The following is a 15,388-nucleotide window of genomic DNA, read 5'->3' on the forward strand; positions in this document are numbered from 1 at the left end:
AAGGACTTAGGTATGAGAGCAGTTGAGGGGAAACCATTGCCGTTAGGCGTTACAATCACTGAAAACAGGATTAATTTTTCCATCGCAGTGCCGGAGGCCAAGATGTGCAGCCTTCTGATTTACGAGGCCGGAAACCGTGAACCGTGCGGGATGTTCCCTGTGGAGCAATCGGTCGGGGAGGTGCACTTTACTGCACTTGAAGGCATGGAAGGAGAGGCGTATGAATATAATTATATGTTCGATGAACGGATTGTGGTTGACCCTTATGCCAGGGCACTGGCGGGCAGGAGCGTATGGCGCCGGGAATATGACATACAGCAGCATGAAGTGAGGGGAATCATACAGACCGGGACATATGACTGGGAGGACGATACGCCGCTCCAAATCCCTTATAATGAAGTGATAGCGTACAGTCTCCATGTCCGTGGATTTACGAAGCACAGCTTATCCAAAGCGGCACATAAAGGTACGTTTGCCGGAGTTGTGGAAAAGATACCGTATCTGACGGAGCTTGGCATCAACCAGATTCACTGCATGCCTGTCTATGAATTTGAGGAAAGCCTGCAGTACACGAATTACTGGGGATATGGAGACGGATTCTTTTTTGCTCCCAAAAGCGCCTATGCAGCGTCCGGCGATGGGGTAAAGGAACTGAAAGACATGGTGAAGGCGTGCCATAAGGCCGGCATTGAAGTCGTGCTCGAAATGCCGTTTACCGATAAGACGCCGAAGCAGCTGATGGTTGAATGCCTCCGGTATTATATGCTGGAGTACCACGTTGACGGTTTTATCATGAATCCGGCGGTGGCGCCGATGGAGACGCTCTACGGCGATTCTATCTTGAAAAAGACTAAGATCATGAGGCATGATATGGGCTTTCAGACCGTGATGCGCCGATTTCTGAAGGGGGACGAGGGCATGGTTGGAGAGGCCATCTACTGGCTGAAGCATAATTCCAGGCAGGATGGAATATTCAACAGTATAACCGGCCATAACGGTTTCACGCTTAACGACCTCGTATCCTACGATGGGAAGCACAATGAAGCAAACGGGGAGAACAACCTGGACGGTCCAGATTATAACTACAGCTGGAACTGCGGGGCGGAAGGGCCTACGAGAAAAAAGGCGGTCCTGCAGCTGCGCAGGAGGCAGATGAGAAACGCATTCTTCCTGCTCCTGCTTGCCCAGGGCACGCCGTGCATTCTGGCGGGCGATGAATTTGCCAACTCCCAGAAAGGGAACAACAATGCTTACTGCCAGGATAATCCAACCGGATGGATTGACTGGGGAAAAGCAGAAAAAGAATCAGAGCTGTCCACCTTTGTAAAAGGGCTCATAGCCCTCAGGAAGAAGCATCCGGTGCTGTATCCTGAGAAGGAGGCGGAAGGTATCGATATGCTTTGCTGCGGAATGCCTGACGTATCCTACCATGGAGAAAACGCGTGGAAAATACCTTCTGAGGTGTCCAGCAGGCAGCTGGGAGTCTATTATTATGGAGCATATGCCGACGACGATGACTGCTTTGTAGTCTATAACATGCACTGGCTTCCGCATACATTTGCGCTGCCGTCCCTGCCAAAAGAAAAGAAATGGTATGTGGCGGCCTCGACGAAAGATGGTATACTTGCGGAAGGCAGGCAGCTTGAGAACCAGCGGCTCATTGAAGTCGAGGAGCGTACGGTTATTATGCTGACAGGACGGTAAATATGGAGTGGATTCGTAATAACCTTGGTTTAACTACATTTCAGCTGAAATGCATCGCAATCATATCTATGGTCGTTGATCATACCGGGGCAGTATTATTCCCCGGCAGCTTGCTGCTCCGCTATATTGGGCGGATTGCTTTTCCGATATTTTGTTTTCTGCTCGTGGAAGGCTTCACCCACACGAGCAACATACACCGCTATATGGTCAGGCTTCTGATATTTGCTTTTGTGTCCGAAATTCCATATGATCTGGCATTCCGGGGCACAATTATAGAGTTCGGATACCAGAATGTGTTTTTTACGTTGTTTTTAGGTGTCGTTCTCATGTATGTATTGCAAAAGGCGGCAGAGTGGCCGGTGAAGGCGATAGAACTATTGCTTGTGATGTGGCTGGCGGAGGTGCTTAAGACGGATTATGGCTCCCAGGGAATACTGCTGATAGCTGCATTCTTTCTGTTGCGGAACCGGCTATGGATAAAACTTGCGGCGGGGGCCGCATGGTGTTTTGTCTGGAATGGCTTTGTACAGAAGTACGGCGCTCTGGCAATGGTTCCGATTGCTTTGTATAACGGCGAGCGTGGGCGGAGCATGAAGTATTTCTTTTATGCGTTTTATCCACTGCACCTGCTCCTCCTGTATGGGATTGCCAGATGGCTGATATAGTTAAGATATGGAAGTGGAGTAAGAGTTATGAAAGCATGGAAGCATTTTTGTACGATCAATCACCATAAGATGCTGGTGATGAAGCAGTGTTTCAAAGTCGGACTATACAAGCAGGGCCTTCTGCATGACATGTCCAAGTATTCGCCTTCGGAGTTTCTCATAGGCTGCAGGTACTACCAGGGGACGAGAAGTCCGAACAATGCAGAGAGGGAAGATACCGGATACTCTACCGCGTGGCTGCACCATAAAGGACGAAACAAGCATCATTATGAGTATTGGATAGACTACAGTGCCGACCCCGGGGAAGGGATTGTCGGGCAGAGGATGCCGACACGGTACGTAATCGAGATGTTCATGGACCGGATTGCGGCGTCCAAGACATATATGAAAGAGGCATATACGGACTCCCATCCGCTGGAATACTATGAAAAAGGCGCCGCCAAACTTGGAAGGATGATTCACAAGGATACGGCAGCGCTTCTCCATCATCTGTTAAAAATGCTTGCAGAAGATGGCGAAGATAAGACATTTGCATATATAAGGAAAGTAGTGATGGATAATAAAAGAAAGAGGAAACAGCGGTGACTGACGCCGTTGTTTCCTCTTTTCTATCTGCCGTCCTGATTCAGATGACGGCTCCATTCCTTCACATAGTCCAGAAACTTTACAGTGGCCGGCGAAGGCGGAACGTCTTTCGGACAGGCCACGCCAAGCGTGCGGGAGTAATGTTCTGTAAAAGAACGCGTGCATACTTCAAAGGGGGCATTGTACAGAAGCAGCCGGGGCAGTATCGTGATGCCGAACCCTTTCTCTACCATCTTAAGCGTGGCAAAGTCCTCATTGAGCCTGTACTGTATCTTTGGATTTATATTATTCTGCTTAAAGATATAGCCCGTCTCATAATCAAGCCCGTCGGAGGAAAGCACGAAATTTTCGTTATTCACGTCAGACAGGGATACTGCTATCTTTTCAGCCAGAGGATGCGACTTGGGAGTCACAAGCATGAGCTCATCAATTCCCATCGGGATAAACGGCAGATCCGGGACACTGTAGCGGGATACGAAGATACAGTCGAGCCTGCCTGTCTGGAGCTTCTCTTTCAGTGGATTAAAGCCGTCTACGGTCATCTCAAAACGGATATTCGGATACAGGTCCGAGAAGTGCTTCAAGATGTCGGGCAGCCAGTGGTAAGAGATGCTCTGTATCGTGCCAATCCGGATATATCCGCTGTCCAGGCTTGTGAGGTTTAATGCAATCTGGCTGATCTTATTCTTCTCCCGGCAGATGATTTTTAGCGATTCGATGATTTCCTCTGTATTCGGCATAAGGTCCATGCCATGCTTTGAACGCTTGAACAGGGGAAAGCCCAGCTCTTTTTCAAAGTTCTTGATGGCCTGGCTGATGGCGGACTGCGTATAGTTCAGGCTGGCGGCAGTTTTGGATATGCTGTGGGTGTCGCATACGCTGATGATGATCTCATATTTATTCATGGCAGCTCCTTTGTATTAGATATTTTAAAGCCTCTGTTCAAAACTACTTAAGTATGAGACGGAAATCATGCATTCTCACTACATATAAGAAAAAATGAACATATCCTTAAGTAAAGCTGGCTTTATTATCAGGTCTCGTTTCTCTATTATAAACATATATGATAAATTATTGTCAAGCAAGTTATGAACAGACGGCAGACAAATGCAAGGAGGAGAAATCATATGGGAACAGAATTTTGGAATGGGGCAGAAGCTGCTCACAGAAGGGTCATGATGAAAGCGGCAGGATATTCGGATACAGACATCAGGAAGAAACCTCACATCGGAGTGCCGAACTCCTATATGGCGGGCTCGCCGGGATCTGCCCATCTGAGGCAGATAGCGGAAGCGGTGAAGGAAGGGATCTGGGCGGCCGGAGGCGTACCGGTAGAGTTCGGTATTCCGGCGACGTGCGGGAACATAGCCAATGGCGCGGAAGAGCTGAAGTACGAGCAGGTGGGACGTGATATCGTGGCGATGAGCGTCGAATTTGTCGCGAGGGTACATAACTTTGACGGGCTCGCGATGATTGCTTCCTGCGATAATATCATAGCCGGCTGCTATCTGGCGGCAATGCGGCTGGATATACCGTCTATGATTGTTACAGGAGGCTCTATGCAGCCCGGCCAGCACTGCGGAAAGACTGTCGTGGAAGCAGATTTGGATGCCGCGCGCTTTTCCGGGGCCGACGAAGAATCTCTTATGGAGATGGAAGACAATGTATGCCCGTCCTTTGGGGCATGCCCTTCCATGGGTACGGCCAATACGATGCAGATGCTCGGAGAGGTGCTCAATCTCGTTCTTCCGGGGACATCCACGATACCGGCTTCTGACAATGCAAAGCTCAGAAAGGCGAGAGAGGCGGGCATGTGTGCGGTAGAGATGGCTAAGGCAGGGAGAAGGCCGTCAGAACTTATCACAAGAGAAGTGCTGCATAACGCAATTATGTTTGACATGGCGGTTGCAGGATCGACGAATGCCGTCCTCCACCTTCTGTCCTACGGCTACGAGCTTGGCATTGAACTTACATTGGAAGACTTCGAAAGATATGCAAAGGAAATTCCGTGTATCAATGCCGTCGTACCGAGCGGGCCGTATACGGTCGTGGACTTCCACTATGCAGGCGGAGTGATGAATGTGATGAAGATGCTGGAGAGCAAGCTGTTCACGGATGTGACCGGCATGTACGGGACGTCATGGTCTGAGATGCTCTCTAAAGTCACACCCGAGGAGAATGAAGTTATCCACTCACTGGAACGTCCTCTGTTCCATGAGCCGGGACTGAAGATACTCAGGGGCAACCTGTCGCCGAACGGTGCTATCGTACGGCCTACGGCAGTATACGAAGAGGTGAAATACATGAGGGGAAGGGCGAAGGTGTTCGAGGGAGACCGTGCTGCATTTGACGCCATCCAGGCAGGCGAGATCGTTCCGGGAGATATCATTGTCATCCGTTATGAAGGCTGCAAGGGTGCCCCGGGCATGAAGGAGCTGATGCTGAGCATAGATGCACTTATCGGACTCGGACTTCACAAGAGTGTCGGGTTGATTTCCGACGCTAGATTCTCGGGCTTCAATTATGGGGCAATCATCGGCCACGTATCACCGGAAGCCTATGATGGAGGTAATATCGCTCTTGTGGAAGAAGGAGATGAGATTGTCATTGATATTCCCGGAGGGGAAGTGTCCATGCTCGTGCCGGAAGAAGAGCTGGCAAGGAGAAGAGAGAAGTGGGTATGCCCGCCGCTTAAAGAGGAAAAGGGCTGCCTCAACATCTATGCCAAGATGTGCCGTCCGGCAGAAGAAGGCGGGGCTATGCAGCCATGGGATCTTAGAGCCAGATTTAAAAGATAGACGGTTTTGCATTTGTCTCATAATTAGTGTCCCGGTATACCTGCCTGTCCTGGCTCCCGGGACACTAATACCGGTTAAGGCCGTCTGTCAGGGCGGCGTTCGGATGAGGTGAAAAAAGATGAGAAAATTGAAAAAATTTGTTGACATTTGGACCAAGTCATAGTAATATATTCTTCGGACGGTTTAAGTCATGCGGAAGTGTCGGAACTGGCAGACGAGCAAGACTAAGGATCTTGTGAGCAATGCGCTCGTGTGGGTTCAAGTCCCATCTTCCGCAGTTTACCGGAAACTGAGAAGCTTTAGAATAAAAGCTTCTCAGTTTTTTTTGTGCTTAATTTAGCGCTAAGTGGGTCGATAGATAATAAGAGTGCTACTTTTCGGTAACGGAGCGAATCACTTAGGCAGGGAGGGGATAAGCATATGGCGTATATGGAGGCATTATCAGGAGGAAATCTGCGGTCTGACGTAGAGTCCGGGATGTTCATTGTGGAGCTCGGAAGTCAGAAAGTTTTCTGGTCACAAGGAACCCTTAAGACGATGAAGAGACCGAGAAATGGTGAACGTATAGAAGATTATTTTGCCTGTATGCTGCATGAAGATGATGTTGCCCGCTTTATGGGTGATTATGTAAAGATTGCGGATGGCACTTTTTGCAGCAGTGCGAATTTGTACCGTATGAGGAATCTGTATGGCTACTATCAGTATATGGGGGTCAGGCTGTGGCCCGTAGAGGACACTTTGTCGGACGTTATATATCTGGCTGGCATTATAAGCGAGGCAGATTACTATAATATTATTGACCCTGTCACTGCACTCCCCAATAATTATAGCTTCAGAAAATATTTATTTGAGAAGGTAGGGGAAGATGGCAGATGGGCTGTAATAATGTTGGGAATCGACGATTTTTCTAATATAAATGAACTCTTTTCTTATTCCACAGGGGATCTGCTCCTGCAGGACTGCGCCCGCCGGATCCAGAAGCTTTTGCCGGAAAACGCCAGCCTGTTCCGGCTGGATGGAGATGGCTTTGGCATCGTTATGCAGGACTGCGATGAGGAAGATGTAAAAGAGTGGTACACGCGATTGAAGAAAAGCTGCATTGCGGAAAAATTCAGTGCTGCAGAGTATAAGTTCCTTCTGACGATATCCGGGGGTGCATGCTGCTTTCCAAAGGATGGTAAAGACTTTGAAACGCTTTACCGCAATGCGGGCAAAGCGCTGCAGACTTCCAAGAAGAGCGGAAAAAACTGTCTGGTCGTATACAGTGAGGACCTGGCAGAAAAGGACAAGAGGCACGCGTCACTTCTGTCAGCGCTGCGGGAATCTGTCGTATTAGGCTTTAAAGGGTTTTATATGGTATACCAGCCGATAGTAAATGCGAAGAACCAGCAGCTCGTAGGATGTGAGGCGCTGTTGAGGTGGGACACTCCTGTCTTTCCACAAGAGGAGGAGATATCCCCGGTAGAATTTATTCCCATTTTAGAGGAGAACGGGCTGATGCTGGAAATGGGCAGATGGGTGCTGGAAACGGCCATCCGCCAGTGTGCCGAATGGTGCAGATACAAAGCGGATTTCCAGATGAACATTAACGTGTCCAGCCTCCAGTTTGAAGTGCCGTCCTTCAAATTCCTTTTGATGGATATGCTTACCGATTACCGGGTAAACCCTGCGAATATAACGCTGGAGCTGACCGAGAGCGGTAAAGTGAAAGATCCGGTCGTTCTGAGCAAAGAGTTTGACTTTATCAGGGCCCAGGGTGTCCATATAGCTTTGGACGATTTTGGGACCGGATATTCTTCACTGGAAGTTCTCCGGCTTTTGAGCGCGGACGAGCTGAAAATAGACCGGTCATTCTTGGAGCGTATTTCCTACAATGTGACAGATCAGGCTCTGCTTTCCACGCTGGTAAACCTGAGCCGGAACATGAATATGGAAGTATGCGTAGAAGGAATCGAGGACAGTAAGATGGAGGAACACGTATGCCGTCTGAATCCAGATCTGCTCCAGGGATATTTTTACAGCTATCCTCTGAGAGTGAAGGAGTTTGAAGCGAAGTATTTTACAGGGCTTTTGGCCGGAACGTATACGATAGCGGAGCGTTCCAGGCCGGAGCACAGCCAGAGCCTTGTCTATGCATCCTTCCGGCCCGCTCAGCCGATGAAGGCCCAGGAGATGATTGACAGCGCCTATGCTGGAATCTTCCAGGTCGGCATAGATGAACAATTCTCGCTTCTCACCTGTAACGAGGGATACAGGCGTATGCTTGGCTACACGGCGCAGGAGATGGAGAAGAAGTTTAAAAACCATGCACTCGGGCTCGTACATCCAGACGATATCGAATATGTGAACGAAGAGATCCGCAGGCAGCTTGGGGAGAGCGATACCGTGACGATAGAATTCCGGGTTGTCCGAAAAGACGGCTGGCCGATCTGGATTGTGGGAACGGGCAACGTATACCGCGGAGCCGACGGCACGTCAAGCCTTGTAGTCGTTATCATCAATAATGATGCGAACAAGAGAAGGCAGATTGCCAGGGAAAATGAATATACGACAGCGGAAAAGATACTGGCCAACCTTCCTACGGGAGTCAAATGTGTCAGGTTTGATGCGGACTTCACGATAGACTATATCTCAAAAAGCATGTTGAATCTCACGGGATATACGAGGGATGAGATCAGCCAGATATTTGACAACAAATATATCAACCTCATCTATGAGGAGGACAGGGCGCTGGTGACGAACGATATTCTTGAACAGCTGAAAGTCAGCAACATCGTCACTATGAAATATCGGTCTCCATGTAAGGATGGCCGGCTAATCTGGCTTGAAACGATATCTAAGCTCTGTGAAGCAGATGAGGACGGGATACAGCGGGCTTATTCTATGGTGATGGATATCACGGATAGCGGAGAGAAGAGAGCGGATACCGAGCAGGGTCTGAATATTACGAACCGGTATGAAATGGTTGCCGAGCAGCTCGGAGAATATTATATGGAATATGATTTTGCCAGCGACAAGATGGCCTTCTCTGATAATTTTAACCGCATATTCGGATATGAGGGGAAGATATCGCTTTCCGAAGTGATGGCCAGGGTACATGAGGAGGATGTCCCCGCGCTGATGGAAGGGATAGCGGCGGCGAAGAACGGGATACGCCCTGACCCTGTAGAGCTGCGGCTGCTTGTTCCGGGCAAGACGTACCGCTGGCTGTCCGTTACGATGACAGTACCGGAAAAGTTTGGCGACAAGCCGATGACCGTGCTGGCAAAGCTAACGGACATAGATGAAGAAAAAAGAGAACTGGAGCAGCTGCGCATAAAGTCTCAGAGAGATTCGACGACGGATCTGCTCAATAAAGCCGCCACGGAGGAACGGATACGGAACGTCCTTGACGGTGCGTGTGACGGGGATTATTATGCGTTTTTCATGATTGACGTAGACCATTTTAAGAAAGTGAACGATACCTATGGGCATTTCACCGGAGATGCCGTACTGCACAGCCTTGCGCGGCGGATCCAAAAACGGTTCCGTAAGGCGGATATCATCGGGAGAGTGGGCGGCGACGAATTTCTGGCCTTCATGTCTTACAGCGGAGAGGTCCGGGAAGTGATCTCCAAGGCAGAAGCTCTCGTAGACGAACTCCATCAGCCGATGGGCATCAATGATGAGTCAGTCAGGGCCACGGTCAGCATCGGGGTTTCCTGCTACCCCGAAGACGGCAGAGACTTTTACGACTTATACCGCAGGGCCGACAGCGCCCTCTACCGCAGGAAGTCGATGAACCGCGACGGTTTCTGCCTTGCCGCCCGGTTTGAAGCCCCGGCAGAGTAACAAGTGATTCATAACAAAATCAGTTAATTGACAGCGGAGGATATATAAAAAAAAATATGTCCTCCGCTTTTTGCTTGCGTGAAATATCGTCAAGAATAATACGCTGAACTTGGGGGCATGTTAGTAATAAAAATGCAGAAATAAAAAAAAGACTAATAATTCTGATGAATTAAAAAAATGCAATAAAAAGTCTAACATTATGTATCGCATGGTGTATAATGAAGTTAAATAATGGAAATTGCGATAGGGGTCAGACCCCCAGCGCAGCAGGGGTCTGACCCCTATGAAAATGGAGGGATTTGTATGCTGGAGAAGTTGGATTTAACAAAATCATTGAGCAAGTCTGAATATAGGGACAAGATGTTGGAATTGGAGCCAAAACTTGGAAAACTACAGCGGGAGTGCCGTGAGCTAGGCATTCCGGTCATGATCGCTTTTGAAGGTTATGGTGCCGCCGGCAAGGGCGTACAGATCGGTGAGCTCATTCAGGCTTTGGATCCGAGAGGCTTTGAAGTGCATGCAGTGAAGAACGAGACGGAGGAAGAACGGCTGCACCCGTTCATGTGGAGGTTCTGGACAAAGATGCCTTCGAGAGGGCGGATCGCAATCTATGACAGCACATGGTACCGTAAGGTGCTGATCGACCGGTTCGACAAGAAGACGAAGAAGAAGGACGTGTCGGCGGCCTATGATTCTATCTGCTCTTTTGAGCAGCAGCTGACGGACGACGGCATGGTGCTGATCAAAATATTTCTGGCTATAGATAAGAAGGAACAGAAGAAGCGGTTTGAGAAGCTGCTGGATTCTAAAGAGACAGCGTGGAGAGTCAGCCAGGGTGACAGAAGGCGCAACAAGGATTTTGCACGATATGAAAAGATGAACGAAGATATGCTGGCCCGGACCGATACGGACTATGCGCCCTGGAATATCGTAGAAGCGACGGACCGGCGGTTTGCTGCGGCAAAAATTTATTCTATCGTAATCCAGGCGCTGTCAGAGCGTGTAGACTGTGTGAAAAAAGAGCTGGAAGAAAGAGAAAATGTCAAGGTATACACGGCAGAAGACCTTCAGGAGCTGTCAGGGGAAGAGGCAGAAAAGGATAAGAAGCTCGGCGAATCCATACTGGCGAAGGCAGATCTGAGCCTTTCATATAGTAAAGAGGAGTATAAGAAGAGGCTGGATAAGCTGCAGAACAAAATGTCGAAACTGCACGGAGAACTGTACCGGAGAAGGATACCGGTCGTACTTGGATTTGAAGGGTGGGACGCAGGAGGAAAAGGCGGCGCAATCAAACGGCTGACAGCGAAGATGGATCCGAGAGGATACGTCGTCCGGCCGACGGCATCCCCAAATGATATCGAAAAGGCGCACCACTATCTGTGGCGGTTCTGGACTGCTATGCCGAAAGCGGGGCACGTAGCCATATTCGACCGTACCTGGTACGGAAGGGTGATGGTAGAACGTATCGAAGGCTTCTGTACAAGAGGAGAGTGGCAGAGGGCTTATAAAGAAATCAATGATATGGAAAAAGACCTGACAGATGCAGGCGCCATCGTAATGAAGTTCTGGATGCAGATCGATAGGGAGGAACAGGAGCGCAGGTTCAAAGCCCGGCAGGAGAATCCGGAAAAACAGTGGAAGATAACAGACGAAGACTGGAGGAACCGTGAGAAATGGGACCAGTATGAAGAGGCGGTCAATGAGATGCTCATACGTACATCCACGGCAAAGGCCCCATGGATTGTCGTGGAAGGAAACTGTAAGTACTATGCAAGAATCAAAGTTTTAGAGACGGTAGTGGAGGCGATAGAAAAGCGCCTCGAAGCAGAAAAGAGGGATGATCGATGAGAAACCACGAGGTGACGGAAATGCAGCCCTTGCTGACAGAAGACGGCTCTCTCAGAGAGCCGGGCTGGTCAAAAAGACTCTTACAGCAGTATGACAGGCGCCAGATCAAGGCGCCCAAGTTCAGGATTAAGGAGTGGGATTACTATCTTGTACTGAATGAAGAGTTTGCGGGGGCGTTTACCATATCGGACGACGGCTATATCGGGCTGCAGTCCGTCTCGCTGCTGAATTTTAAGGAAGGGTGGGAACATACGGAGACGATACTGAATGCCTTTCCGATGGGGAAATTTGGGCTGCCCGCTACATCAGTGGCAGGCGACACGGTATACAGAGACAGGCGCCTGCAGATGCGCTTCGCCGTCGTGGAAGGACAGCGCCGCATTACGTGCAGCTTTGACAACTTTTATCATGGAAAGCCATTCTCATGCGATATCCTGCTGCATCAGCCTGACATGGACACGATGGTAATCGCGACACCGTGGAGAAATAAAAAAACAGCATTCTATTATAATCAGAAGATAAACTGTATGAAAGCGGAAGGAGCCATGCATTACGATGGGAAAACATATACGTTCTGCCCGGATGCTGACTACGGAACGCTAGACTGGGGGCGGGGTGTGTGGACCTATGACAACCGGTGGTACTGGGGATCCGGCAATGCCACGATTGACGGGAAGCCTTTTGGGTTCAATATCGGATACGGGTTCGGAGATACTTCGGCAGCGTCGGAAAATATGTTATTTTACGGCGGCAAGTGTCATAAATTAGATGATGTGACATTCCATATTCCTAAGAATGATTATATGGAGCCTTGGACATTCACATCGAGCGACGGGCGGTTCGAGATGGACTTTGAACCGGTTCTTGACAGGGCGGCCAGGACATCGGCCCTCGTCATCGTGACAGACCAGCATCAGGTGTTCGGCAAAATGAGCGGGCGGGCGGTTCTGGATGACGGGGAAGTGATAGAAGTAAAAGATATGATGTGTTTTGCAGAAGAGGTACATAACAGGTATTAAAGGAGCGGAGGATTGAGGATGACAATCAGGGAACAGCTGGAACGAAGGGAAATCGAATATTTGAGTCCATATGCCGCACTGAGCAAGGATTCCCGGGGAAGGAAGAAGGAAGAGGAAGAATGTGATATCCGGCCCGTATTCCAGAGGGACAGAGACAGAATCCTGCACTGTAAGGCGTTCCGGAGGCTGAAACAGAAGACGCAGGTGTTTCTGCTTCCGAAAGGGGATCACTACCGCACGAGGCTTACCCACACGCTGGAAGTGTCGCAGAATGCCAGGACGGTGGCAAAGGCGCTGCGCTTGAACGAAGATTTGGTGGAGGCTATCGCACTGGGCCATGATCTTGGGCATACGCCCTTCGGCCATGCGGGAGAGAGGGCGTTAAACGATGTTAATCCAGATGGGTTCCGCCACAATGAACAGAGTGTCAGAGTAGTCGAATGCCTGGAAAAGCAGGGGGAAGGCCTGAACCTCACGTGGGAGGTCCTCGACGGAGTATTAAACCATAAGTCCAGCGGCAGCCCCCACACGCTGGAAGGGCAGATTGTACAGCTGTCGGATAAGATTGCCTATATCAACCATGACATAGATGATGCCGTGCGGGGAGGCATCCTGAAAGAGGAGGATATTCCCGCCAGATACACGGATATACTGGGCAATACGACCAAAGTGAGGCTCGACACGATGATTCACAATGTCATCACCAACAGTATGAACCAGCCAAAGATCAGCATGTCACAGGAGGTGCGGGAAGCTACGCTTGGCCTCCGGAGATTCATGTTTGAGAATGTATACCAGAATCCTACGGCAAAGGGAGAAGAAGTCAAGGCTGTCAATATGATTACCAACTTGTATGAGTATTATATAAGGCATATGGAGCTTCTGCCCGGGCAGTATCTGTCCATGATGGATGCAAACGGGGTGAGCAGGGAACAGATCGTGTGTGATTACATTGCCGGAATGACGGATACATACGCAGTAAAGAAGTTTGAAGAATTTTTTGTACCGGAATCTTGGAAAATTTAAAGGAAATCTAATGGTTTTGTCGAATACTATATATGAGGACATTTTTACCCGGAGCAGTATAAATGATTCTGCGCCGGGTATCTCAGCGTAAATATAGGAGGAACGATGTATTATTCAGATGATCTGATTGAAGAAGTGAGAGCAAAAAATGACATAGTAGATGTGATTTCAGGTTATGTGAAACTGCAGAAAAAAGGAAGTTCCTATTTTGGATTATGTCCGTTTCATAATGAAAAGTCGCCGTCATTTTCAGTCAGCAGACAGAAGCAGATGTATTACTGCTTCGGGTGCGGTGCCGGAGGAAACGTCTTTACTTTCATAATGGAATATGAAAATTATACATTTGTGGAAGCGCTCCGTTATCTGGCGGAACGCGCAGGCGTCGAGCTGCCGGAGCAGGACGATTCCGAAGAGGCGAAGAAAAAGGCGGGGGTGAGGACGACTCTGCTGGAAATCAATAAGCTGGCGGCACAGTTTTATTATGCGCAGCTGAAAGACGCAAGAGGTGAGCATGCGTTAGACTATCTGAAACGCCGGGAGCTGAGTGACGACACGATACGCGCTTTCGGACTTGGGTATTCCGGCAAGTCCGGGAAAGAACTGTACAGATACTTGAAGTCTAAAGGGTACTCAGACGACATATTGTTTAAGGCGGGACTGATTGCGTTTAACGAACGAAGCGGTCCTTATGACAAGTTCTGGAACCGAGTCATGTTTCCAATCATGGACGCGAACAGCAAGGTCATTGGATTCGGGGGCCGTGTGATGGGCGACGGACAGCCTAAATACCTCAACTCTCCGGAGACGATGATATTTGATAAGAGCAGAAACCTGTATGGGCTCAACAGGGCAAGAACCTTCAGGAAACCTTATTTTCTGCTCTGCGAGGGGTATATGGACGTGATATCTCTGCACCAGGCCGGATTCGGCAATGCGGTAGCTTCGCTGGGGACAGCGCTTACTTCGGGACATGCTTCCCTCATCCGGAGGTATGTCGAAGAAGTGTATCTGACCTATGACAGCGATGAGGCGGGGACCAAAGCGGCGCTCAGGGCCGCGCCTATTCTAAAAGAAGCTGGAATCACTGCCAGGGTTATCCGCATGGAACCGTACAAAGACCCGGATGAGTTCATCAAGAACCTGGGAGCGGAGGCTTTCGAGGAACGGATTGGCAAGGCACGGAACGGATTCATGTTCGGCCTGGAAATTCTGGAGAAGCAGTATGACATGAAGTCTCCGGAAGGCAAGACGGAATTCATGCGGGCGGCAGCCACAAGGCTTACAGAGTTTGACGAGGAGATTGAACGGAATAATTACATAGAAGCAGTAGCGGGCGCATATCACGTCGGCTACGAAGATTTGAGAAAGCTGGTCGGGAAGATGGCAATCCAGAAAGGGCTTGCGAAGCCTGTCGTCAGGGCAAAGACAGCGTCTGGACGGGAGAAGGAAAATGGTATTGTCAAATCCCAGAAAATACTGCTTACGTGGCTGATTGAGGAAGAGAGCATCTTCCGGCAGATTGAAAAATATATCAAGCCTTCGGATTTCTCGGGAGGGCTGTACCGGACGGTTGCACAGCTTCTGTATGAACAGTATGATGCAGGAGAAGTGAATCCTGCAAAGCTTATGAATCATTTCACGGATGAGGAAGAGCACCGGGAGGTTGCAGGACTGTTCCACACGAAGATCAAAGAACTTTCAACGGCCGCTGAGCAGGAAAAAGCACTGAAGGAAACGGTAATACGGGTCAAAAGCCACGGTATCGAGGAGGCCACACGGAATCTGGAACCTACGGATATCCAGGGACTACAACAGTTGATGGAAGACAAAAGAGCCTTGCAGGGCCTTGAAAAACTGCATATTTCTGTCAATTAAGGATAAAATATAAACAAGCAATGAGAGGATGGACACT

Annotated in this window: 10 protein-coding genes and 1 tRNA gene; 10 read left to right on the forward strand and 1 reads right to left on the reverse strand. The window is 49.3% G+C overall.

Translation table 11 applies throughout. The features are described 5' to 3' along the window. The first annotated feature begins 12 nt into the window (after positions 1 to 12). The 3 genes from HMPREF0980_RS13495 to HMPREF0980_RS13505 are packed head-to-tail and all read left to right on the forward strand — an operon-like array spanning position 13 to position 2,954. The gene (locus HMPREF0980_RS13495) at positions 13 to 1,704 is read left to right on the forward strand and encodes an alpha-amylase family glycosyl hydrolase (protein WP_049729613.1); all 1,692 of its coding nucleotides are present in this window, start codon (positions 13 to 15) and stop codon (positions 1,702 to 1,704) included. A gap of 2 nt (positions 1,705 to 1,706) precedes the next feature. Further along, positions 1,707 to 2,369, forward strand: a complete 663-nt coding sequence (locus HMPREF0980_RS13500) for a TraX family protein (RefSeq protein ID WP_049729614.1) — start codon at positions 1,707 to 1,709, stop codon at positions 2,367 to 2,369. 27 nt (positions 2,370 to 2,396) lie between these two features. Continuing rightward, the gene (locus HMPREF0980_RS13505; RefSeq protein ID WP_049729615.1) at positions 2,397 to 2,954 is read left to right on the forward strand and encodes a DUF5662 family protein; all 558 of its coding nucleotides are present in this window, start codon (positions 2,397 to 2,399) and stop codon (positions 2,952 to 2,954) included. Between the two features lie 23 nt (positions 2,955 to 2,977). Here the strand turns inward: HMPREF0980_RS13505 and HMPREF0980_RS13510 are convergent, their stop codons facing one another. Beyond that, entirely contained in the window at positions 2,978 to 3,859 is an 882-nt protein-coding gene (locus tag HMPREF0980_RS13510; protein ID WP_049729616.1) for a LysR family transcriptional regulator, read from the reverse strand. A 222-nt stretch (positions 3,860 to 4,081) separates the two neighbouring features. Between HMPREF0980_RS13510 and ilvD the strand changes: the two genes are divergently transcribed. The 7 genes from ilvD (at position 4,082) to dnaG (ending at position 15,351) form a co-directional block, all read left to right on the forward strand. After that, the gene (ilvD, locus tag HMPREF0980_RS13515) at positions 4,082 to 5,752 is read left to right on the forward strand and encodes a dihydroxy-acid dehydratase (protein WP_049729617.1); all 1,671 of its coding nucleotides are present in this window, start codon (positions 4,082 to 4,084) and stop codon (positions 5,750 to 5,752) included. A gap of 192 nt (positions 5,753 to 5,944) precedes the next feature. After that, a tRNA-Leu gene (locus HMPREF0980_RS13520) sits at positions 5,945 to 6,029 on the forward strand. Between the two features lie 143 nt (positions 6,030 to 6,172). Next, complete coding sequence (locus HMPREF0980_RS13525) at positions 6,173 to 9,583, forward strand: diguanylate cyclase domain-containing protein (protein WP_049729618.1); 3,411 nt, start codon at positions 6,173 to 6,175, stop codon at positions 9,581 to 9,583. Between the two features lie 303 nt (positions 9,584 to 9,886). Continuing rightward, on the forward strand, positions 9,887 to 11,431 hold the full coding sequence (gene pap, locus HMPREF0980_RS13530; RefSeq protein ID WP_049729619.1) for a polyphosphate:AMP phosphotransferase: 1,545 nt from the start codon (positions 9,887 to 9,889) through the stop codon (positions 11,429 to 11,431). Beyond that, on the forward strand, positions 11,428 to 12,450 hold the full coding sequence (locus tag HMPREF0980_RS13535) for a DUF2804 domain-containing protein (protein WP_049729620.1): 1,023 nt from the start codon (positions 11,428 to 11,430) through the stop codon (positions 12,448 to 12,450). The genes pap and HMPREF0980_RS13535 overlap by 4 nt, the downstream gene beginning before the upstream one ends. Before the next feature lie 18 nt (positions 12,451 to 12,468). Beyond that, positions 12,469 to 13,476 (forward strand): deoxyguanosinetriphosphate triphosphohydrolase, encoded by a 1,008-nt coding sequence (locus HMPREF0980_RS13540; RefSeq protein WP_049729621.1) that lies wholly within the window; start codon positions 12,469 to 12,471, stop codon positions 13,474 to 13,476. Positions 13,477 to 13,581: 105 nt separating this feature from the next. Then, positions 13,582 to 15,351: a DNA primase gene (dnaG, locus tag HMPREF0980_RS13545; protein ID WP_049729622.1), complete on the forward strand. Its 1,770-nt coding sequence runs from the start codon at positions 13,582 to 13,584 to the stop codon at positions 15,349 to 15,351. The last annotated feature ends 37 nt before the right edge of the window (positions 15,352 to 15,388 follow it).

The organism is Dorea sp. D27 (assembly GCF_001185345.1).
GTDB lineage: Bacteria > Bacillota > Clostridia > Lachnospirales > Lachnospiraceae > Extibacter.